We start from the raw sequence: 19,855 nt of genomic DNA, 5'->3' as shown, positions 1-19,855 counted from the left end.
GGCGCGGGCGCCGAGTTCGTCCAGGGCGTCGAGGACGTACGGGGTGCTGCGCGGGTCGGGGCCGTCGTCGAAGGTGAGGGCGAGGTGGCTCGGGGCGGTGCCGTACCCGGCGGTGCGGCGGGCCAGGGTGCGGCGCACCGGCGGCAGGCGGACCGCCGCCGGGGCGAGGTGCAGGAGCTCGACGGCGGCCGCCGCGCCCAGCGCCCTGACCGCGGGGCTCACCCGGGGACTCCGCGGCTCACCCGAAGCGGGCGGCCATCCGGCGGAACACGCCGGGGGCGACCCCGTGGATCCGGGCCGGGAAGCCGAGCCAGTGCGGGACGTAGAGGCGGTCCCGCTCGGTGGTGATGGTCGCGATCACGGTGGCCGCGACCCGCTCCGCCGAGACCGGACGGGGGCGTTCGCGCTGGTACGGGGTGCCCCGCCGGTCGAAGAACGGGGTGTCCACCGCGCCGGGCAGCACGAGACGGACGCCGACACCGGTGCCGCGCAGCTCGTACCAGAGGCTCTCGGCGAACATCGCCAGCCCGCCCTTGGTGGCCGAGTAGCCGGACTCGTCCCGCACGCCGACCTGGCCGGCGATCGAACCCAGCAGCACGATCCGGCCGTGCCGGCGCTCCAGCATCCCGGGCAGCAGCAGCCGGACCAGGCGCAGCGGTGCGGCGAGGTTGACCTCGATCATCCGGTCGAGGGCGTCGGACGGGGTCTCGGCGAACGGGCCGCGCCAGCCGAGGCCGGCGCTGGCGACCAGCGCGTCCACCCGGCCGGCGGTGGCCAGCGCGGCCTCGGCGAGGCGGGCGGGGCCGTCCGGTTTGCCGAGGTCCTCGGGCAGGGCGTGTCCGCCGGTGCGCTGGGCGAGGGCGTCGAGCCGGGCGCGGTCGGTGCCGGAGAGCAGGGTCCGCCAACCGGCGTCGGCCAGCCGGGTGGCGGTGGCCAGGCCGATGCCCGAGGAGGCGCCGGTGATCAGCGCGACGGGGCGGCCGGTGGGTGCCGACCGCCCGGAGCGGGCTTCCTCCACCGTCGCGGCTTCCTCAGCCATCGCGCACCTGCCGCTTCCTGGGCGTCCTGCCGTCCGATTCGTCCGGCAAGTCACCTTCGCACGGCAGAGCCGTCCGAGCTACCGGGGCGGGACGGCGGTCGCGGCCGCGGAGTCCGGGCGCGGAGTCCGGGCGCGGGACGGACAGTTCGGCGGACTCGCCCTCCAGTTCACCGAAGCGGGAGAGCAGGAACGTTCCGCCGACCGCGATCGCGAAGCCCGTCAGGGCGCACCAGGCGAAACCCGGTCGCGCGGAATCCCCGAGCGACACCACGCCCACCAGGGCCGGGCCGAAGGTCTCGGCCACCGTTCCGGCGGCGGTCGCGGCCGTCACCGTGCCGCGCTGCAGGGCGAGGGCGTACGCCAGGTAGCCGCCCAGGCCGCCGAGCGCCAGGGCGTAGGCGGCCGGATCGGTGAGCACGGCGGTCGGACCGGACGCGTCCAGCACGCGCACCGCGAGGCTGGTGATCCCGAAGCCGACCCCGGCGAGCAGGCCCAGACCGGCGGCCACGGCGGTGCCCTCGCGGCGCACCAGGACCAGGGTGGCCAGCAGCATCACGACGGTGGTGGCCAGCAGCGCCCAGTGGAAGGCCGCCGGGGCGTACTCCCGGCCCTCCCGGCCGGAGCCCGACGCCAGCAGAAGGAGGCCGACGACCACCGCGAGGATGCCCACGACATCACCCCGGCGCAGCCGCGCACCCAGGAGCCAGACGGCGGCCAGGGCGGTGACGGCCAGACTGGCGTTGGTGACGGCCTGGACGAGGAACAGCGGCAGGCTGCGCAGGGCGACGATGCTCAGCACGAACCCGAGGATGTCGAGGGCGGTGCCGAGGACGAACTGCCAGGACCGCAGCAGCGCGGCCAGCAGCCCCGCCCGCACCCGGTCCGCACGCGGCGCCGACCGTGCCCCGCGTGCCTGGAACACCGCCCCGAACCCGAAGCAGACGGTGGCGACCAGCGCGGTGGTGAGTCCCAGCAGCATGCGTCTCCCTCACGGGGCGGCATCGGTTCACCACCCAGTCTGGGCCCGGGGTGGCGGGGGTGCACGGGTGGGACGGCGGGGGCCGGGGTACCCGGGCAGGGCGCTGGGGGCGGAGGGATCGGGACGTCGCGGTCAGGGCCGGAGCGCCACGCCGGCGTACCCGGCCGCGGCGGAGGCCGGGACGGGTGGCTCGTCGGCGCGGGGCCGCCAGTCCACGGTGGGCACGATGCCGGGGGCGAGGAGGTCCCAGCCGTCGAAGAACCGGGCGAACTCGCCGTGGCTGCGGGCCTGGACGGCGGTGCCGGCGGCCTGGTAGATGCCGACGACCCGGCCGATCTCCTCCGGGTCGAAGTCGGCCGTCAGATGGCTCATCACCAGGGCGCTGCCGGGGGCGAGGACGGACTTGAGGTGGTCGACCAGTTCGTGGGCGCCCTGGGCGTCGGGCACGAAGTGCAGCAGGGCGTTGAGGGAGAGCGCGACCGGACGGGTGAGGTCGATGGTCTCGCACAGGCCGGGCGCGGCGAGCAGCGCGACGGGGTCGGTGACGTCCGCCTCGACGTACGCGGTGCGTCCCTCCGGGGTGCTGGTGAGCAGGGCGAGGGCGTGGGTGAGGACGATCGGGTCGTTGTCGGCGTAGACGACCCGGGCGCGCGGTCGGATGCCCTGGGCGACCTCGTGGAGGTTGGGCGAGGTGGGGATGCCGGTGCCGATGTCGATGAACTGGTCGATGCCGGCCCGGGCGAGGGCACGGGTCGAGCGGTGCATGAAGGAGCGGTTGGCGCGGGCGGCGGTGCGCACCCAGGGCGCGGTGGCGAGGACGTGGCCGGCGGCCTCGCGGTCGGCGGCGAAGTTGGTGAAACCGCCGAGGTAGTAGTCGTACATCCGGGCGGAGTGCGCCACGTTCAGCCGCAGGTCGACTCCGTCGTAGCGGGTCATCGCGCGTCCCCCTTCGGCTTCGCTCTCACCGTCCGATTGCTGCCCACGGTATCCGGGGCCAATCGCCGTCCTCACCCTTCCAATCAATGTCCAGATCACATGACATGACGATATGTATTCGGCCTGAAGCCTGGAGTAACGAGTCCGCTGGAATGAGGATGGGCGCGGACAGCCCGATCCTCGGGTGGCCCGGTGCGCTGCCGACGGCCACGGAAAGCAGGCTCGATGACGATCGACAGGGGTGCCCCGGTGCGCGGGCACCGCGGAGGGACGGCGGTGGAGTGCGCCGCGACGGCCGGGGCGGAGCGGGCGGCGGTGATGACGGAGGCGGGCCTGCGCCTGGACCTCAGCTACGCCGCGTTCTGCGAGACCCATGAACCCGCTTGGCGCGCCCTCGCGTTGACCAGGATAGGCAGCCAGGCCGACGCAGCCCTGGTGGTCGAGGCGGTCAAGGCCGATCTGGCCCGCTGCTGGCCGCAGGTGCTGCGGTTCGAGGAACCGGCTGCGTACGCCTGGCGGTTGGCGAACCGGCACGTCGGGGACTGGGTGTCGGCGGAGGAGCCGGTCGAGGTGGAGGCCGTCACCTTCGCTGCCGTCATCGGGGCGTTCAAGCAGGTCGCCGACGGGCTGCTGCACAGCGAGGCGGACGAGGTGCGGCTGTACGCGGCGATCCTCGAACTGCCGGACCGACAGCGGGACGTGGTGATCCTGCGCTATCTGCTGGGCCTGCACACCAGGGTGATCGCGGCCTACCTGAGCCGGCCGGTGGCGACGGTGCACTCCAATCTCCGGCACGCCCGGGAGCGGCTGGCGCGCCGGCTCGGGGTGGGTGAACTGCCGGACAGGGGCGGCGAGGCATGACCGCCGATCCGAAGGCCCCGCCGACGGACGGGGCGGGCGGGGCCGACGGGGGGCGCACGGTGTTCCGCGTGCCCCGGCCCGAACGCGCCCACGCCGAGCGGATCGCGGCCCTGCGCCAGGCCCGGCTCACCGCCGCCCCGGCCCACCTGCCCACGGAGCACGAGCAGGCCGCCTTCGAACTGGGCCTGGTGGTCGCCCTGGTGCTGGGCGCGCCGTGCGCCTCCCGGGGGCTGGACCTGCTGGTCAACGCCCGCCGGATCCAGCCGGAGGGGGCGGAGGTGTTCGCCGCGCTGCTGTACGCCACCGGCAAGGAGGAGGGGGCCGAGTTCTGGTGGCGCTTCGCGGCCGGCTCGGGCAGCGGGACGGCCGCCTACTGCCTCCATCTGCACCACTTGATGCTCGGCGAGACCGACGACGCCGACTACTGGCGGGCCTGGTCCGAGCAGCTGTCCACGACCGAACACCCGCCCGGGCCGGGGCCGTTGCGGATGAGACGGCCACTGCTGCCGGAGGACGTACGGCGCGACATCCTCTCCCGGGTGCACCGGGGGCTGGCACCGCAGCTGCCGCCCGCGCTGGTCGCGGTGATCGACCGGCTGCCGCTGCAGGACGGGGACGAGGAGGAGGCCCAGGAGGTGCCGAACCCGTGGGGGCTCACCTCCGGGGCCACCTCGGCCTGCTCCTGGGAACTGCCGTGGGCCTTCGGCGAGGCCGACCGGGAGGGCGGGCCGGACCCGTCGGAGTGAGGACGGCCCGGCGGCCCCGCGGTCCCACGTTCAGGTGAGTGCGGCGAGCCGGGCGACGACCTCGGGGTCGCGGCCGCTGCCGGCGCCGAGCCGCTCACCGTCCGGGCCCCGGTAGCGGATCCGGTAGTGGTGCGGCGCCATCGCGGTGTCCCGGCCGGGCAGCGCGGCGACCACCGCGCGGTGCACGTCGGCGGGGGTCAGCCGTGGGTCGGCGGTGGTCAGGTCGAGCGTCAACCGCCCCTCCTCCACGGTGATCCGCCGCTCCTCCTCCACCGTGATCCGCTGCCCCGCGGCGGGGTCGAGGGCCGCGTCCAGCAGGGTGTGGACGGCCGTCAGGTCGATCCGGGAGCCGTCGACGAGCCGCCAGTCGCCGCCCTCGCGGCCGGGCGGCGCGGCAGCCACCGGCGGGCCGGGCGCCCCGGGGAGCGGGGCGAGCGGGACGGGCCCCTCGGCGGCCGCGGCGAGCAGGGCGAGCAGGGCGCGGGCGAAGCCCTCGGTCTCCTCCGGGTCGAACACCTGGGAGCAGGCGATCAGGGCGAAGTCGAGGCTGCCGCTGATCCGCAGGATGGTGAACATCAGCCGGACCGGCAGCAGCGGGGCGGGCAGCGCGGTGAGTTCCGGGTCCGCGGTCGGCACCGGTTGGGCGTCGGCGACGGCGGCCGGAATGGTGAGGCTCAGGTCGTTGACCACCACCTGGCGGGCGAAGCGGGAACCGCGCACATGGGCGGCGTCCTCCACCAGCTGCCAGACCTGCTCGGCGTCCAGGACACTGTGCCAGTAGGCGCTCAGCGAGGCGGCCTTGGCGCGCCCGATCAACTGGTCGAGGTCCTCGGCGCCGGTGTCCAGCAGGATCAGGGCGTCCTGGGCGAGGGTGCCGACGTGGTCGATCAGGGCGGCGCGCTGGCGGTTGGCGGAGAGCGCCGCGATGGCCAGTTCGGTGCGGTCGGCCCGGTGGGCGACCAGGGCGGAGAAGGCGGCGAGCAGGACGACGGAGGGGCTGGCGCCGGTGCGGCGGCAGACCGCGGCGAGGTCGGCGGCCGCGGCGCGGGAGCGGACCAGCAGGGCTCCGGGATCGCTCGGCGGGCCGGTGATCCGGGAGTCGGCGAACACGACCTGGGGGCCGGAGCCCAGCACCTTCGCCCAGTGCCGCAGCGCGCCGCTCGCCCGGCGGCGGCCCTGCGGGCTCTGCTCGGCGGCGGCGATCTGGATCGGGGTCGGGGCGGTGGCGGGCGGGAGCTCCCTCCCGGCGGCGAGGGCGTACCAGTCCTGGATCAGCAGGGCGGTGGCGGCGCCGTCGGCGCCGGCGTGGCACACCACGGCGACCAGCCGCAGCAGTCGGGGCCCCTCGGCGAGCAGGGTGAAGCGGATCCTCGGGACGGCGGTCAGCTCCAGCGGGACGGCGACGTCGACCTGCCCCAACCGCGCGGCCAGGGTGTCGAGTTCATGGCCGGCCAGGCCCTCCGTCTCGACCACGGTGACGGCGAAGCGGCCGTCCCCGTGCACCACTTGGCTCTCCGGGAAGGCGTCCGGGCCCGAGCCGGGCGGGAAGGACGTCCGCAGCGACTCGTGCCGTTCGACCAGCAGCCGCAGGGCGTTCAGGCCGGCGGCGAGCGAGGTGCCGGGCGGGACGGGCCAGAGCGACTCCTTGTTGATCTGCTCGGGGGCGGCGCGCCGGATGCACCGGATCATGTTGTCCTGGCCGCGGGTGAGCGGGCCCGAGCCGCCGCTGGTCGCGGCGAAGCGGACGGTGACCGGCCGGCCGGCCCGGGCCGGACCGTGCGGTGCCGAGTCGTGCGGCGCCGGGTCGAGCGGTGCCTGATCGTGCGGTACTGCGGCATGCGGTGCTGCGGCATGCGGGGTGTCGTGGTGCGCAGTCACGTCGTACGTGCCTCTCGGCTCACCGGGAAGGGCTCAGCGGGGGGTACGGCCGGACGCTACCAGCGGTCGCCGGTGATCGTCCAATGTCCTGATGGTCAATCAACTTCCTTGCCATACAGTAGAGTTGAGGCCATCCGGCAAGGCTCCGACGAGGGCCACGGCCGCCCGGTACGGCTCCGGGACGGGCACGTCGCACAGCCCCACCGGGCCGGCCCCGAGCGGGCCCGGATCGGCCAGCAGCAGCGGGGAGCGGCCTGCCACCGACACCCCGAACGCCTGCGTCAGCCGTCCGCCGTAGGCCTTCACACAGGCCTCCCGGCGGCACCACAGCGCGGCGAAGCGCGCCGCCCGCTCGGCGGGTTCGGCGGCCTCCGCGACGAAGCGCGCCTCCTCGAAGGGGAACCAGCGGGCGGCCATCCGCTCGGCCAGCCGGGCGTCGCGCGGCCCCTCCACGTCCACTCCGACCGACCGGCCCTCGGCGAGGGCCAACACGGCCAGGGAGTCCGCGGCCGACCAGTTCACCCGCAGCTCGCCGGCGCCCACCGGCTCCGGTTTGCCCTGCGGCCCCCGCCGCCAGAGCACCTCGGCCGGGCGGATGCCCAGCCGCTCGGCGACCACCTCCCGGACGGCGCCGCGCACCACGGTGAAGCGGCTCCGGCGCAGCGCGTCCGCCCGTACCGCGCGGGCGCGCTCCTGCGCGTCCAGCGTCCGCCACAGCCGGGCGACCACGCCCTCCGGCTGATCGGTGCGGATCAACCGGAGTTCGAGCCCGGTCACGGCTGCGCCAGGACGCTGAGCACCCCGAGCCGGCGGTCCAACCCGGCGAGCAGCCAAGGCCGTTGCCGCTCCCGCCACTCGGGCAGCCGCTCGGCGAGCTGCGCCCAGAGGCCGGTGAAGGGCTGCGCGGCCGGGCCGGCGCCGGTCGAGTCCAGCACGGCCACCTCGGGGCCCAGTTCCTCCACCCGGGCCCGTACCAGCGGTTCGGGCCGGTCGACGCCGGGCAGTTGCCGCACCGCCAGCCCGGCGCCGGGCGCCTCCTCGCAGACCAGCACCACCGCGGCGTGCCGCCGGGGCATCGCCACCGGCTCGGCCGGCTCGTAGTGCAGCGCGGTCTGCTCGGCCAGCACCACCACCGCCCGGCGGCAGGCGCCGGTGCGATGGTAGTCGGCCGCCAGCCGCAGCGCGGTGAAGGCCGCGGCGCCGCCCTGGTCGCAGACGGCGAAGGCCAGCGGCTCGCCCGGGACGGACCGGCTGAGCGCGAGCGAGGAGGGTGCGCCGGGGCGCACGTCCGGGGTGTCGAAGGCGAGGATCAGCAGGTCCACCGGCTCGTCCTCGGCCAGTGCCTCGCGCAGCAGCCCGGCGGCCAGCTCCTCGTAGGAGTGGCCGACGCCCTCGCGCAGCAGGTCCTCACGCGGCGGCAGGCCGTACGGGCGGACCAGGTCGGAGACGAAGACCCGAAGGTCGGGGTCGAGCGAGGCCTCCGAGCGGCCGTCGAAGCACCGGGCCAGGGCCCGGGTGATCCGCAGCCCGGAGGGACCGGCGGGACCGGGGGAACCGGCGGCCACCCGGTCAGTCCTCGGCGATGAGGTGCCCGGCGACGTAGTCGGCCAGCTTGGTGACCGACCGCAGGTCGTCCTCGGTGATCTGCTCCACGTCCACCTGGAGGTCGAGCGACTCCTCGAGTTCCAGGATGAGTTCGATGGTGCCGGCCGAGGTGAGGCCGAGGTCGTCGAACAGGCAGGCGTCCGCCGGGATCTCGGGCAGTTCGCGCTTGAGCACGCGCGGCAGCAGCTCGCCGATGCCGTGCAGGATGCGCTCGCGCAGTTCGGAGTCAGTGGTCTGGACCACGGGTTCTGACATGGGTGTCCCGTCCCGTCGTACGTGGAAGTGGGCTCTGCTGGTCACTACGGGGGAAGTGCTGCTCGGGGGTTCGAGTCGCGGACTGACGGATCGTCAGTACTGCATCACCATCGCGGAGAAGGTGGCCCCGATGCCGGCAGCGGCGATCAGGTAGTGGTCGCCGCGGCGGATCAGCCCCCGCGTGGTGGCGGTGTGAAGATTGATGAGGCTGTCCGCAGCGAAACTGTGCCCGACCGACAGCACGTTGTCCAGCACCACCTTCTCGAGCGGATAGCCGATCCGGCGCGCCACCATCCGCCACGACGCCTGGTTGACGTTGTGCGGGAGCACCGCGGCCAGTCGGGAGAGGTCCAGACCGGCTTCGTCGAGCGCGGCCTCGATGGCCTCCACCATCACGTTCGGGTACTCGCGCTGGTAGCGGGCGAGCAGTTCCGCGTCCTCGGCCAGCCGCCCGTCGAACTCCGGGCGCTGGCGCACCGCGAAGGAGCGCACCCGGTGCCGCGGCCCGTCCGCGCTGACCAGGCAGGCGGCGGCGCCCTCGGCGAAGATGCCGGTCTCCGGCACCACCTGGGCGTCCTTGGTGAAGGTCTTCTCCCCCGCCAGCACCAGCGCGAGGGCCTGCGGGTCGGGGTCGCCGGCCAGCAGCCGGCCGGCCAGGTCGATGGCCAGCAGGCCCACCGCGCAGGCGTGGTGGGTCACGGTGAAGGCGTTCGCGTGCGCCAGTCCGCGCGCGGCGAGCAGCTCGTGCAGGGGGTTGAGCGGGTAGGGCACGGCCACCGGCATGCTGCGGGCGTGGATCACGAAGCGGACGTGCCGCTCGCGTCCGCGCAGCTCCGGCAGGTTGTCGAGGGTTGCGTCGAGCAGGTCGGGCAGCGTCCCGGCCGGATCCAGTCGCAGCTGGTCCAGGCCGTGGAAGCGGCGGAAGAGACGAAGTTGACGTGGGGTCAGGCCGATGCGCTCGCCCACCGCCTCGATGGGCACGGCGTGTGGGGGGAGGTGGACGGCCACTGCCTCCAGTGCGGTCACCCGGGCTAGTATTCCCACGCCCGCCTGGTCGCACAAGTGATCTCGGGCCCTTCTCCTTCGCGCCCGCCCCAGCCGTCCCGTTCGCGGCCCCTTCGCCACGACCCTCGGCCGGCCGTCCCTCCGGGGCGCCGGGGCCGCCGCCCACCGCCATGTTCCGCACCGTCGACCGGACGGGAGAACCTCCCTTGCCAGATCGTGAACCGCCCAGCCTCCCAGCCCCGTTGAACCGGGCGTTGGCCGCCCTGCTGAGCGAGGTGGCCGGAGCGCCGCCCGGCTGGGAGCACCGGCTGACCCCGGACGCCCGGCTGGACGGCGACCTGCTGCTGGACGAGTGCGAACTCGCCGAGCTGGCCGCCCGCCTGACCGAACGCTTCGGCCCGGCCGCCGACCTGGCCGGCCTGCGCGCCCGGCTGGACCTGGCCGCGCTGGAGGCGCTCACCGTGGCCGACCTCCAGGCCCTGCTCCCCGAGGAGGACGGACGATGAGCCGGTTCCTGCTGGTGATGCCCCCGCTCACCGGGCACGTCAACCCGGCCGCGGGCATCGCCGCCGAACTGACCGCACGCGGCCACGACGTCGCCTGGACCGGTACGGAGTCGGTACTGCGACCCCTGCTCGGCCCGGACGCCCGTGTACTCGGCACCGGCACCCGGGCCTTCCGCGCCCAGGGCGGGCACGGCCTGGCCGCGCTGCGCTCGCTCTGGGAGGGGTTCATCGTCCCGTACGCACGGTTCACTGCGAAGCCGCTGGACACCATCGTGCGGGAGTACCGGCCGGACGTGCTGCTGGTCGACCAGCACACCCCGGCAGGCGCGCTGGCCGCCCACCGGCACGGCCTGCCGTGGGCGAGCTTCGCGCCCGGGGCGATGGAACTGGGCCGCCCCTACCGGGCGTTGCCGCAGGTCGAGGCCTGGATGACCGGGCTGCTGCGCGGGCTGTGGGAGCGGGCCCGGCTGCCCACCGAGGAGTACCTGGACCCGCGCTTCTCCCCCGCCCTGGTGCTGGCCACCACCGGGCCGGCGCTGACCGGGGCCGCCCCGCCGCCGCAGCACGCGCTGGTCGGCCCGGTGCTCTCGGCACGCCCGCACGACCCGCACTTTCCCTGGCAGCGGCTGCTGCCCGGGCGGCGGCGGGTGCTGGTCACCATGGGCACGCTGGCCGGCGGGCTCGGCGCGGACTTCCACGCGCGGGCCGCCCGGGCACTGGAACTGTGCGGCCCGCAGGTGCAGCCGGTGTTCGCCGCGCCGCGCGAGCTGCTGCCCGAACTCCCGCCGCACACCGTGGCGGTGGACCGGGCGCCGGTGCTGGAGCTGCTGGCGCGCGGCGAGCTGGACGCGGTGCTCTGCCACGGCGGGATGAACACCGTGGGCGAGGCGCTGGCGCACGGGGTGCCGCTGGTGACCGCGCCGATCCGGCACGACCAGCCGTTCGTCGCCGCGCAGGTGGCGGCGGCCGGGGCGGGCCTGCGGGTGCCGTTCGCCCGGGTGACGCCCGAGCGGCTGGCGGCGGCGCTCAGCGCCGTACTCGGAGCAACGGACTACCGGGCCAGGGCGGTTCAGGTCGGCCGCGAACTGCTGGCGGGCGGCGGGGCGGCCGTCGCGGCGGACCGGCTGGCGGCGCTGGCCCGGCCGTCCCGGTGAACGCCCCTTCAGGGCGTGTCTGTCGGATCACGCCAGGCGGGCGACGTGATCCGAAAGACACGCCCTAGCAGACAGGAGATCGCACGTCCATTGGTCTAGGCCATTGTCTCCGGGTGGGGTCCACCCCTAGGGTGTCGCAGCAACACCGCCTTCACAGGCGCCGAGCCCGCCCGTTCCCCCGGTGCCGTGGCAGCCCATCCCCGTACGGGAGTTCCGGTTGATCGAGACCGCGGGACTGCGCAAGTCCTACCGCAAGAAGACCTCCCGCCGCGGCGGCGGGGACCCCACCGTCGACGCCGTGCGCGGCATCGACCTGTCCGTCGCCGCCGGCGAGATCTACGGCTTCCTCGGCCCCAACGGCGCCGGGAAGACCACCACCCTGCGCATGCTGGCCACCCTGATCCGCCCGGACGGCGGACGGGCCACCATCGCCGGGGCCGACCTGTTCAAGGACCCGGCCGGGGTCCGCCGCCGGATCGGCTACGTCGCCCAGGGCGGCGGCACCACCGACAACGTCAGCGCCCGCGAGGAACTGGTGCTGCAGGCCAGGCTGTACGGCGCCGGCAAGGCGCCGGCCGTCCAGGCCGCCGCGGACGCCCTCAAGGCCTTCGACCTCGGCGAGTTCGGCGACCGCCCGTGCGCCACCTACTCCGGCGGCCAGCGCCGCCGGGTGGACATCGCCCTCGGGGTGATCCACCAGCCGCAGGTGCTGTTCCTGGACGAGCCCACCGTCGGGCTGGACCCGGCCAGCCGGGCGTACGTCTGGGAGGAGATCCGCCGGCTGCGCACCCAGGGCATGACGGTGGTCGTCACCACCCACTACCTGGACGAGGCCGACGCGCTCTGCGACCGGGTCGCCATCGTCGACCACGGCCAGGTGGTGGCCGAGGGCACGCCCACCGCGCTCAAGCGCGAGATCTCCGGCGACGTCGTGCTGCTCGGACTCGCCTCCGGCGAGGACGTCGTCGAGCGCGCGGCCGAGGTGCTGCGCCCCCAGCCGTACCTGCACCGGCTGGAGGCCGACGGCGAGGAGGGGCTGCGGCTCTACCTGGAGGACGGCGCGGCCGCCATCCCGCGGCTGCTGCGCGCCCTGGAGGCGGCGGGCGTGACGCCCGGCACCGTCCAGCTCCAACGGCCCAGCCTGGACGACGTGTTCCTGGCCCGCACCGGCCGCTCGCTGCGGCAGTCCTGACCGGCCGGCCCCCTCCCACGCCCCTTTCCCGCCCGACCCCCAGGGGAGACCGTGAAGCTCGCCCGCGACACCTGGCTGGTCCTCCAGCGCCAGCTGCTGCTCATGATCCGCACCCCGATCTGGATCGCCGTCGGCGTCATCCAGCCGGTGTTCTACCTGCTCCTGTTCGCCCCGCTGCTGAAGAAGGTGCTCGCCCCGCAGGGCGCCGCCAGCTACGCCGACGCCTACCAGGTGTACGTGCCGGGCCTGTTGGCGGTGCTGTGCATCTTCGGCGGGCTGTTCACCGGCTTCAGCCTGCTGGGCGAGCTCAAGGCCGGGATCATCGAGCGCTCCCGGGTCACCCCGGTCAGCCGGCTGGCGCTGCTGCTCGGCCGGGCGCTGCGGGAGATGGTGGCGCTGCTGGTGCAGGCCGTCCTGATCACCCTGATCGCGCTGCCGTTCGGCCTGCGGGTCAGCCCGCCGAACCTGCTGCTCGCCTATCTGCTGCTGGGCCTGCTGGCGCTGATGACCTCGGCGATCTCCTACGGAATCGCGCTGATGGTGCCCACCGACGCGGCGATGTCGCCGGTGGTGAACACCATCGCCCAGCCGATCGCGCTGCTCTCCGGGGTGCTGCTGCCGCTCACCCTGGCACCGCGGTGGCTGCAGCAGCTCGCCCACTGGAACCCCTTCTACTGGGCGGTGGAGGGCATGCGCGCGCTGTTCTCCGGGCACGCCGGGGACGCGGTGGTCTGGCAGGGGCTGCTGGTGGTCGTACTGATGACCGTCCTGGCGGTGTACTGGTCGGCGCGACTGTTCTCCACCCGGGTGCGCTGACGCCGGGCATCGGTGGGGCCCGGCTCGTGACGGCGAGCCGGGCCCTACCGCTACTGTCAGGCGCCCGCCGAGGCCTTCAGGCGCCGATGAAGGACGCCAACTGGGCTACGCCGTCGATGATCTGAGCTCGCGTCAGCGAGCTGATGGAGAGCCGAAGCCGGTGTTCGCCCCCGCCGGCCGGGTAGAACGGTGCCATCGGCGTCCACAGCACCCCGTACTCGCGCGCGCAGCGCTCCATCGCCGCGTCGTCGGCCCGGAACGGGACCGTCAGCACGGCGAAGAAGCCGCCCTCCGGCCGGTTCCAGGAGACGCCCAGCCGGCGCCGCTCGGAGGCCGGGAAGTGCCGGTCCAGCTCCCGCAGCAGGGTGTCCATGCCGGCCGCGTAGTGGGCCGTGGCACGGGCGTTGGCGGCGCGCAGGCTGCAGTCGTGGGCCAGCAGCATGCCGCCGATGACGGCCTGGCTGAGCGCCGGGGTGTTGACCGTCGTCATGCTCTTCAGCTTGGCCAGTTCGTCCGCCAGCAGGCTGCGCCGCCCGCCCGGCCCGGCCACCTCCTGGTCCGCGACGACGTAGCCGACCCAGGCGCCGGGGAAGCAGGTCTTGGCGAAGGAGCCCAGGTAGAGGACCTGGCGGCGGCGGTCCAGCGCCTTGAGGGTGGGCCGCAGGCCCGGGGTGCGGGCGAAGAAGCCGTACGGGTTGTCCTCGATGACCAGCAGGCCCTCCTCGGCGGCCGCGTCCAGCAGCCGGGTGCGGGCCTGGACCGGCATGCTGGTGCCGGAGGGGTTGGCGAAGTCCGGGACGACGTACAGGGCGCGCGGGCGGCGGCCCCCGGCCCGTACCGACCGGGCGGCGGCGCGGACGGCCTCCGGGTCGGGGCCGCCGTCGGGGCCCTCGGGGACGGGCAGGGTGGTCAGGTCGAGCAGCCGGGCGGCGCCGGTGACGCCGACGTAGCAGGGCGAGCTGACCAGCAGCACGTCCTGCGGGCCGGCGCACAGCGCACGCAGGGCGAGCAGCATGCCCTCCTGGGCGCCGACGGTGAGCACCAGGGCCTCGGGGGCGACGGTGAGGCCCTCGTCGTTGGCGAGGGTGCGGGCGACCAGGTCGGCGATGATGCCCTTGGTGGGGCCGTACTGGAACAGCGCGGTGCGCACGGCGTTCCGGTCGAGGCCGCGGTCGGCGAGATGGTCGAGGTAGCCGTCCAGGTAGGCGGGGACGTCCTCGGGTTCGAAGAAGCCCTCGTAGGGGCGGCCGGGGGCGAAGGAGACGGCCTCGGGGTAGCGGGTGGTGACCTCGTTGAGGAAGGTCATCGCGTCCAGCAGCGGGTCGGCGAGCGAACCGTGCAGGTCTTCCAGTCGCAGGGTCACCGCAGCGCCTCCCGCAGTCGGGCGGCGGCGTGCGCCTGGGCCTCGGCGGCCGCGTCCAGGGTGCCGGCCATGGCGAAGAAGCCGTGCGGCACGCCCCGGTAGCGGCGCAGCTCCACCGGGACGCCGGCCGCGCGCAACGCCTCGGCGTACTGCTCGCCCTCGTCGCGCAGCGGGTCGTACTCGGCGGTGAGGACGGTCGCGGGCGGCAGGCCGGAGAGGTCGGCGGCGCGCAGCGGGGAGGCGTACGGACTGGCGCCGTCGGCCGGGTCGGCCAGGTAGTGGCCCCAGTACCAGTCCACCGAGCGGCGGTTGAACAGCAGCGGGTCGTCGTGTTCGCGCAGCGAGGGGGTGTCGGCGGCGCGGTCGGTGTTGGGGTAGACCAGCAGCTGGTGGCGCAGTTGCGGGCCGCCCTCGGCGCGCAGCAGCAGGGTGAGGGCGGCGGTGAGGTTGCCGCCGGCGCTGTCGCCGCCGACCGCGATCCGGGCCGGGTCGATGCCGAACTCCTCGGAGTGGGAGACGAGTCGGTGGAGCGCGGCGCGGCAGTCGTGCAGGGCGGCGGGGAAGGGGTGTTCGGGGGCCGGCCGGTAGCCGACGGAGGCGGTGACGCAGCCGACGGCGTTGGTGAGGCGGCGGCAGATCGCGTCGCTGGTGTCGACCGAGCCGAGGGTCCAGCCGCCGCCGAACAGGTAGAGCAGGGCGGGCAGCGGGCGGCCGGGCGGTTCGGGCCGGTAGAGCCGCAGGGCGAGTTCGCCGCCGGGGCCGGGGATGCGGTGCTCCTCGACGGCGGCGACCGGTTCGGGGGTGCCGGCCGCGGCGCGGATGTCGGCGAGGTCGGCGGCGCGGGCCTCGGCGAGGGTGAGGGAGTAGAGCGGCGGGGCGCCGCTGCGCGCGCGGCGGGCGCGCAGGGCCTCGGCCTGGGGGTGCAGGGGCATGGGCGGTCCGTTCAGCGGCGGTTCGGCGGTGGCTGGGCGGGCTTCAGCGGTCGGCCTCAACGTAGACGGTCTCGTCGGTGCGGAAGGCCGTGTCGAGGTCGGCGACGTCCGAACGGAGGCCCTGGCGGTAGGCGCAGTGCCGGATCTGTTCGGGGCCGAACCCGGCCCGGGTGAGCACGTGGCGCAGCTCGTCCAGGTCGTAGATCCACTGGTGGCCGTAGTGCCGGAAGATCTGGTTGACCAGGAAGGCCGGGCGGGCGGGCATCGGCGGGCCGAAGCCGAGGGTGGTGAGGCGGCGCCGGTGCTTGGCGAGGAAGCCGTCGCCGGTGGCGTAGCCGACCAGGTAGCGGGCGAGGTCGGGGGTGGTGAGGCGCAGGACGCCGCCGGGGCGCAGGATCCGGCGGGCCTCGCGCAGCCAGCCGACCGCGACGGGCAGGGTGACGTGCTCGATCAGGTGCTCGGCGTAGACCCAGTCGACGCTGGCGTCGGCGAAGGGCAGGGGCCGGGCGATGTCGAGCTGGGTGAACCAGCGGTCGCCGTCGACCCGGTAGAGGGTGCCGGGTTCGGTGGCGGTGCCGGGCCCGGGGTCAGGGTCGGGGTCGGTGCCGGGGCCGGGGGCAGAGCCGCGCAGGGTGGCGAGGTCGGTGCCGAGTCCTTCCGGGTGGGCGGTCCGGAAGGCGGCGAACTCGATGCCGGTGATGCCGAGTTCGCGCAGCTCGGCGTGGTCGCGCGGCAGGGCGCCGGGGCGCGCTTCGAGCGTGTCGCAGGTGGCGACCTGGGCGCTGAACGCTTCAAGGCGGGTGTCCAGTCCCTTCGGGTCGTCCCAGTCCCAGCCGGGGAAGCGGTCGTTCGGTTCGGTCATCGGTTCTCCTTCTGAGAACGTGGCGAGGGTGCGGCGGGGTTCAGCCGGCCGGGCGGGGCCACGGGGCGAGGGCGCCGCGGTCCAGGTCGGCGAGCCGGGGCCGGCCCAACAGGGCCATGGTGTGGTCGAGTTCCTCGTGCAGCAGCTGGAGCACCCGGTGCACCCCGGCCTCGCCGTCGGCGGCCAGGCCCCAGAGGGCGGGCCGGCCGATCAGTACGGCCCGGGCGCCGAGGGCGAGGGCGACGGCGATGTCCGTGCCGGTGCGCACGCCGCCGTCGAGCAGCACCGGGAGGTCGGCGGGCACCGCGTCGACCACCTCGGGCAGGGCGGACAGGGCCGGCAGCGCCCCGTCGAGCTGGCGGCCGCCGTGGTTGGAGACCAGGAGGGCGTCCACGCCGTGTTCGACGGCCAGCCGGGCGTCCTCGGCGGTGAGGACGCCCTTGAGGACCAGCGGCAGCCGGGTGCGGGCGCGCAGCCAGGCGAGGTCGGACCAGCTCAGGCTGGGGTCGAACTGCTCGCGGGCGTGTTCGGCGATGCCCGAACGGCCTTCGGCGGCGCGGTGGCCGGCGGCCATCAGGCTGTCGTCCAGGTTGACCGCGCGGACGGTGGGCGGGATGGCGAAGCCGTTGCGGCGGTCGCGCAGCCGGCGGCCGATCCTGGGCGCGTCCACGGTCAGCACCAGGGCCCGGAAGCCGGCCGCCTCGGCGCGTTCGACCAGGGCGGTCAGGGCCACGCGCCGGCGCAGCCAGTAGAGCTGGAGCCAGAGCGGGCCGGTGGCGGCGGCGGCGATCTCCTCCAGGGTGCGGCTGGCGAACATGGCGGCGACCAGCAGGGCGCCGGCCCTGCCGGCGGCACGCGCGGTGGCGGTCTCGCCCTCCGGGTCGACCAGCCGGTGGTAGGCCATCGGGGCGATTCCGAGCGGAAGTCGCAGCGGTGTGCCGAGGAGGGTCAGTGCCGGGTCGCACACGGAGACGTCGACCAGGGTGCGCGGGCGCAGTGCATGGTGCCCGAACACCTCCCGATTGGCCGTCAGGGTGCGTTCCGCGTCGCTGCCGCCTTCGATGAAGTCCCATATTTCCGGGGGGAGTCGGTCGCGTGCCGCGTTCTCGATCCCGGCCAGCGTGAGTGCTGCCACGGACATCCTCGTTTCCGGGACGACCACGCGCGGGCCGGTCCCGGTTCGGCAGCGTAGGAGCAACAAGCACATTGGTATAGACCTTGATTTGACCAAACGTCTGTGCCATCGTCTGGCAACGGAATTGACCGTATTGACTGAGAACGACGCCCATTGCGTCCATGTCAAATCCCCTCACCCGTGTGGAGCCGCGTTGACCGGCTTTTCCCGCTTTTCACTTCCGCTTTCCGCACCACCGCACGCCGACGCCCCGCCGGACTGGGTCGAGCGGTCGCTGCTGGCCGGCCCGGGGCACCAGGAGTGCCTGCGCTTCGGCGCACCGCTCGACCGGGACGCCCTGCGCGCCCTGGTCGAGGAGCAGTCCGTACGGCTGGCCGCCGCCGGGCTCGGCCCGGGCGGCACCGCCGCGCTGCGGCTGCCGCCCTCGGTGGCGTTCGTCGCCGTGCTGCTGGCCTGCTGGCGACTCCGGGCCCAAGTCACGCTGCTCGACCACCGGTTGACCGACCACGAGGTCGACGCGGCGGTGGCCAGGCTGGCCCCGCAGGTGCTGGTAGGCTCCGCCCACCGGCCCGCCGCGGCCCTGCGCGGCTTCTCCGAGGTCGAGCCGGTGGCCGTCCCGCTGCCGGACGGGCTCCCCGCCCGCACCGGGCACGCGCTGATCCAGCTCAGCTCCGGGTCCACCGGCCCGGCCAAGGTCATCGCCCGCACCGCCTCCGACCTGCTGCGCGAACTCGACTGCTACCGAAGGCTGGTGGAGTTCCCTGGCGAGGGCGAGCGGGTGGTGCTGCTGTCCTCGGTGGTGCACGTGCTCGGACTGGTCGGCGGGCTGCTCAACGGCCTGCACGCCCGGGCCGCGCTCACCGTGCCGGAACGGATGACGGCCGCCGGGATCCTCACCGCGGTCGCCGCGGACCAGCGGCCGACCACCGTCATCGGAGTGCCCTTCCACGCCGAACTCCTGGCGGGGACGGTCGCTCCCCCGCCGCTGCCGCAGCTGCGGCGCATGATCGTGGCCGGCGAACTCGTCCGCCCGGGGCTGCCCGCGCTGTTCACCCGGCGGTACGGCGTCCCGCTCGGCACCATGTACGGGATGACCGAGACCGGGGTCATCGCCACCGACCTCGACGGTACGCTGCACCCTGCCAAGCGCCCCGTCCACGGCATGGAGATGCGGCTGGTCGCGGGCGAGTTGCAGCTCGGCGCGGCGGCCTCCCCGTACCCGGGCCTGGACGATCCCCGGCGCTGGGCGGACGGCTGGCTGCACACCCGGGACGCCGCCTCGCTGGACGGGGCGACCGGCCTGGTCACCGTGCTCGGCCGGCTCGACTCGCAGGTCTCGATCGGCGGACTGAAGGTCGACCTCACCGAGGTCGAGCAGACCCTCACCGCGCTGCCCGAGGTCCGCGAGGCCGTCGTGGTCTTCGACGGCGAGGCGGTCGAGGCCTACCTGGCCGTCGAAGCCGGGGCCGACCCCGCCCTCGTCCAGGACGAGCTCACCCGCCGGCTCGCCGGCTACAAGCGGCCGCGCCGACTGGTCCTGCTGCCCGCCCTCCCCCGCACCGCCACCGGAAAACTGCTGCGCGACCCGGCCGCCCTGCGCGACACCGCCGCGGCCGCCGTGCGCTGACCGGACGCACCACCGCTCGACAACCCCGACAAGGAGCCCACCATCATGCAGGACCGCATCCGCGCGTTCGTTCTGGCCGCCCTCACCGAGATGCAGTACGACGTCTCCGAGGTCACCGGGGACACCGACCTCGGCCCGGCCGGGCTGGACCTCGAATCGCTCGCGCTGGCCGAGCTGTCGGTGCAGGTCGAGGACGAGTTCGGGATCAAGTTCGACCTGGACGAGATGGAGACCACCGCGATGATGACGCTGGACGAGTTCACCGCCGACGTCGTCAAGCGGATCGACGCCCTCCCCGCCACCGCCGGCAGCGCGGCATGACCGGATCCGCCCTCCCCTCGGACCCGCTCCCCGGCACCCTCCCCGACCGGGCCGAGGTCCTGACGATGCTGGCGGCGTTCGGGCAGCGCGCCGCCGACACCGTTCCCGAGGACCTCGGCTCGCTCGAACTCACTTGGCTGATCGCCGAGTTCGAGCAGCGCTACGGCATCCAGCTGGACCTCGACGACGAGCACTTCGGCGCCGTACGGACCGTCGACGACGCCACCGAACTGCTGCGCTCGGCGGTACTGGCCGAACGCGCCGGGGCCCGGCCGTGACCGGCACCACAGCACGGCATCGCCTACCGGCGGTCGTCACCGGCGTCGGCGTGCTCAGCGCCGCCGGGCGCGGACTCGCCACGCTGACCGAGGCCGCCGCCCACGGCAGGACCGCGTTCAGTGAAGTGACCCGCTTCGACGTGCGCGAGCGCCGCACCACCCGGGCCGCCCTGCTGCCCGAGGACGTCCCGCTGGCCAGCACCTTCCCGCTCGCCCGGGCCGTGCTCGACGCGATCGGCCAGGCCTGCCGCCAGGCCGGGCTGAGCGCCGCCGAGGGCGCCGCGATGCCCGTCCTGCTCGCCCTGCACAGCGACGAGCGCACCCGCGCCACCGCCGACGCGGTGGCGGCCGGGGTCCGAGCGCAC

General features: G+C 74.8%; 22 protein-coding genes and 1 pseudogene. 10 read left to right on the top strand and 13 right to left on the bottom strand.

What is annotated here, in order from left to right; genetic code table 11:
• The 4 genes from BG452_RS11240 to BG452_RS11225 form a co-directional block, all read right to left on the bottom strand.
• Nucleotides 1–222 (bottom strand): polysaccharide deacetylase family protein (locus BG452_RS11240; RefSeq protein WP_411292933.1); only part of this gene is annotated, 222 nt, incomplete at its 3' end.
• A gap of 16 nt (nt 223–238) precedes the next feature.
• Nucleotides 239–1,039, bottom strand: coding sequence for an SDR family NAD(P)-dependent oxidoreductase (locus BG452_RS11235; RefSeq protein ID WP_188304097.1), 801 nt, complete (start codon nt 1,037–1,039; stop codon nt 239–241).
• On the bottom strand, nt 1,032–2,018 hold the full coding sequence (locus BG452_RS11230; protein WP_188304096.1) for a hypothetical protein: 987 nt from the start codon (nt 2,016–2,018) through the stop codon (nt 1,032–1,034). Before BG452_RS11230 ends, BG452_RS11235 begins: the two co-directional genes overlap by 8 nt.
• 132 nt (nt 2,019–2,150) lie before the next feature.
• Complete coding sequence (locus BG452_RS11225) at nt 2,151–2,954, bottom strand: SAM-dependent methyltransferase (protein ID WP_188304095.1); 804 nt, start codon at nt 2,952–2,954, stop codon at nt 2,151–2,153.
• Between the two features lie 225 nt (nt 2,955–3,179).
• Here BG452_RS11225 and BG452_RS11220 point away from each other — a divergent pair, with 225 nt between their 5' ends.
• The gene (locus BG452_RS11220) at nt 3,180–3,815 is read left to right on the top strand and encodes an RNA polymerase sigma factor (protein WP_188304094.1); all 636 of its coding nucleotides are present in this window, start codon (nt 3,180–3,182) and stop codon (nt 3,813–3,815) included.
• Entirely contained in the window at nt 3,812–4,561 is a 750-nt protein-coding gene (locus BG452_RS11215) for a hypothetical protein (RefSeq protein ID WP_188304093.1), read from the top strand. Before BG452_RS11220 ends, BG452_RS11215 begins: the two co-directional genes overlap by 4 nt.
• Nucleotides 4,562–4,591: 30 nt before the next feature.
• On the opposite strand, the gene BG452_RS11210 is transcribed toward BG452_RS11215, so the two are convergent.
• The 5 genes from BG452_RS11210 to BG452_RS11190 all read right to left on the bottom strand — a co-directional run bounded on the left by BG452_RS11210 (nt 4,592) and on the right by BG452_RS11190 (nt 9,325).
• Nucleotides 4,592–6,439: a condensation domain-containing protein gene (locus tag BG452_RS11210; protein ID WP_188304092.1), complete on the bottom strand. Its 1,848-nt coding sequence runs from the start codon at nt 6,437–6,439 to the stop codon at nt 4,592–4,594.
• Between the two features lie 99 nt (nt 6,440–6,538).
• Nucleotides 6,539–7,216, bottom strand: a complete 678-nt coding sequence (locus BG452_RS47625) for a 4'-phosphopantetheinyl transferase family protein (RefSeq protein ID WP_188304091.1) — start codon at nt 7,214–7,216, stop codon at nt 6,539–6,541.
• Entirely contained in the window at nt 7,213–8,004 is a 792-nt protein-coding gene (locus BG452_RS11200) for a hypothetical protein (protein WP_188304090.1), read from the bottom strand. Before BG452_RS11200 ends, BG452_RS47625 begins: the two co-directional genes overlap by 4 nt.
• Before the next feature lie 4 nt (nt 8,005–8,008).
• Complete coding sequence (locus tag BG452_RS11195) at nt 8,009–8,299, bottom strand: phosphopantetheine-binding protein (protein WP_188304089.1); 291 nt, start codon at nt 8,297–8,299, stop codon at nt 8,009–8,011.
• Nucleotides 8,300–8,392: 93 nt separating this feature from the next.
• A complete protein-coding gene (locus BG452_RS11190; RefSeq protein WP_188304088.1) occupies nt 8,393–9,325 on the bottom strand; it encodes a 3-oxoacyl-[acyl-carrier-protein] synthase III C-terminal domain-containing protein in 933 nt (310 codons plus the stop codon).
• A gap of 221 nt (nt 9,326–9,546) precedes the next feature.
• On the opposite strand from BG452_RS11190, the gene BG452_RS11185 reads away from it, so the two are divergent.
• The 4 genes from BG452_RS11185 to BG452_RS11170 all read left to right on the top strand — a co-directional run bounded on the left by BG452_RS11185 (nt 9,547) and on the right by BG452_RS11170 (nt 12,972).
• The gene (locus BG452_RS11185; protein WP_188304087.1) at nt 9,547–9,810 is read left to right on the top strand and encodes a hypothetical protein; all 264 of its coding nucleotides are present in this window, start codon (nt 9,547–9,549) and stop codon (nt 9,808–9,810) included.
• On the top strand, nt 9,807–10,964 hold the full coding sequence (locus BG452_RS11180; RefSeq protein WP_188304086.1) for a glycosyltransferase: 1,158 nt from the start codon (nt 9,807–9,809) through the stop codon (nt 10,962–10,964). Before BG452_RS11185 ends, BG452_RS11180 begins: the two co-directional genes overlap by 4 nt.
• Nucleotides 10,965–11,181: 217 nt before the next feature.
• Nucleotides 11,182–12,156 (top strand): ATP-binding cassette domain-containing protein, encoded by a 975-nt coding sequence (locus BG452_RS11175; RefSeq protein ID WP_188304085.1) that lies wholly within the window; start codon nt 11,182–11,184, stop codon nt 12,154–12,156.
• A 51-nt stretch (nt 12,157–12,207) separates the two neighbouring features.
• A complete protein-coding gene (locus BG452_RS11170) occupies nt 12,208–12,972 on the top strand; it encodes an ABC transporter permease (protein WP_188304084.1) in 765 nt (254 codons plus the stop codon).
• A gap of 76 nt (nt 12,973–13,048) precedes the next feature.
• On the opposite strand, the gene BG452_RS11165 is transcribed toward BG452_RS11170, so the two are convergent.
• The 4 genes from BG452_RS11165 to BG452_RS11150 are packed head-to-tail and all read right to left on the bottom strand — an operon-like array spanning nt 13,049 to nt 17,270.
• The gene (locus tag BG452_RS11165) at nt 13,049–14,335 is read right to left on the bottom strand and encodes a PLP-dependent aminotransferase family protein (RefSeq protein ID WP_317620991.1); all 1,287 of its coding nucleotides are present in this window, start codon (nt 14,333–14,335) and stop codon (nt 13,049–13,051) included.
• Nucleotides 14,332–15,267, bottom strand: coding sequence for an alpha/beta hydrolase (locus tag BG452_RS11160; protein WP_188304083.1), 936 nt, complete (start codon nt 15,265–15,267; stop codon nt 14,332–14,334). Before BG452_RS11160 ends, BG452_RS11165 begins: the two co-directional genes overlap by 4 nt.
• 43 nt (nt 15,268–15,310) lie before the next feature.
• Entirely contained in the window at nt 15,311–16,129 is an 819-nt protein-coding gene (locus BG452_RS11155) for a class I SAM-dependent methyltransferase (RefSeq protein ID WP_188304082.1), read from the bottom strand.
• 40 nt (nt 16,130–16,169) lie between these two features.
• Nucleotides 16,170–17,270 carry an alpha-hydroxy acid oxidase gene (locus BG452_RS11150; protein ID WP_188304081.1) on the bottom strand — a complete coding sequence of 367 codons (1,101 nt, stop codon included), beginning with the start codon at nt 17,268–17,270 and terminating at the stop codon, nt 16,170–16,172.
• A 187-nt stretch (nt 17,271–17,457) separates the two neighbouring features.
• Between BG452_RS11150 and BG452_RS11145 the strand changes: the two genes are divergently transcribed.
• The 4 genes and pseudogenes from BG452_RS11145 to BG452_RS11130 form a co-directional block, all read left to right on the top strand.
• On the top strand, nt 17,458–18,891 hold the full coding sequence (locus BG452_RS11145) for a class I adenylate-forming enzyme family protein (RefSeq protein WP_223242066.1): 1,434 nt from the start codon (nt 17,458–17,460) through the stop codon (nt 18,889–18,891).
• A 45-nt stretch (nt 18,892–18,936) separates the two neighbouring features.
• Nucleotides 18,937–19,212 (top strand): acyl carrier protein, encoded by a 276-nt coding sequence (locus BG452_RS11140; protein WP_188304079.1) that lies wholly within the window; start codon nt 18,937–18,939, stop codon nt 19,210–19,212.
• Complete coding sequence (locus BG452_RS11135; protein WP_188304078.1) at nt 19,209–19,490, top strand: acyl carrier protein; 282 nt, start codon at nt 19,209–19,211, stop codon at nt 19,488–19,490. Before BG452_RS11140 ends, BG452_RS11135 begins: the two co-directional genes overlap by 4 nt.
• Nucleotides 19,487–19,855 (top strand): annotated as a pseudogene (locus BG452_RS11130) (hypothetical protein); the annotation flags it as partial. The gene BG452_RS11135 and the pseudogene BG452_RS11130, both read left to right, overlap by 4 nt.

The sequence above is a fragment of the Streptomyces sp. CBMA123 genome (assembly GCF_014596465.1).
Classification (GTDB): domain Bacteria; phylum Actinomycetota; class Actinomycetes; order Streptomycetales; family Streptomycetaceae; genus Kitasatospora.
Note: the sequence above shows the minus strand (reverse complement) of the source record. Positions and strands in the feature narration are given on the sequence as shown.

Excerpts from the sequence above, each read along its gene's own strand:
- BG452_RS11235 (WP_188304097.1), bottom strand. The coding sequence starts at position 1,039 with ATGGCTGAGGAAGCCGCGACGGTGGAGGAAGCCCGCTCCGGGCGGTCG.
- BG452_RS11230 (WP_188304096.1), bottom strand. The coding sequence starts at position 2,018 with ATGCTGCTGGGACTCACCACCGCGCTGGTCGCCACCGTCTGCTTCGGG.
- BG452_RS11225 (WP_188304095.1), bottom strand. The coding sequence starts at position 2,954 with ATGACCCGCTACGACGGAGTCGACCTGCGGCTGAACGTGGCGCACTCC.
- BG452_RS11220 (WP_188304094.1), top strand. The coding sequence starts at position 3,180 with ATGACGATCGACAGGGGTGCCCCGGTGCGCGGGCACCGCGGAGGGACG.
- BG452_RS11215 (WP_188304093.1), top strand. The coding sequence starts at position 3,812 with ATGACCGCCGATCCGAAGGCCCCGCCGACGGACGGGGCGGGCGGGGCC.
- BG452_RS11195 (WP_188304089.1), bottom strand. The coding sequence starts at position 8,299 with ATGTCAGAACCCGTGGTCCAGACCACTGACTCCGAACTGCGCGAGCGC.
- BG452_RS11180 (WP_188304086.1), top strand. The coding sequence starts at position 9,807 with ATGAGCCGGTTCCTGCTGGTGATGCCCCCGCTCACCGGGCACGTCAAC.
- BG452_RS11160 (WP_188304083.1), bottom strand. The coding sequence starts at position 15,267 with ATGCCCCTGCACCCCCAGGCCGAGGCCCTGCGCGCCCGCCGCGCGCGC.
- BG452_RS11155 (WP_188304082.1), bottom strand. The coding sequence starts at position 16,129 with ATGACCGAACCGAACGACCGCTTCCCCGGCTGGGACTGGGACGACCCG.
- BG452_RS11150 (WP_188304081.1), bottom strand. The coding sequence starts at position 17,270 with ATGTCCGTGGCAGCACTCACGCTGGCCGGGATCGAGAACGCGGCACGC.
- BG452_RS11140 (WP_188304079.1), top strand. The coding sequence starts at position 18,937 with ATGCAGGACCGCATCCGCGCGTTCGTTCTGGCCGCCCTCACCGAGATG.
- BG452_RS11135 (WP_188304078.1), top strand. The coding sequence starts at position 19,209 with ATGACCGGATCCGCCCTCCCCTCGGACCCGCTCCCCGGCACCCTCCCC.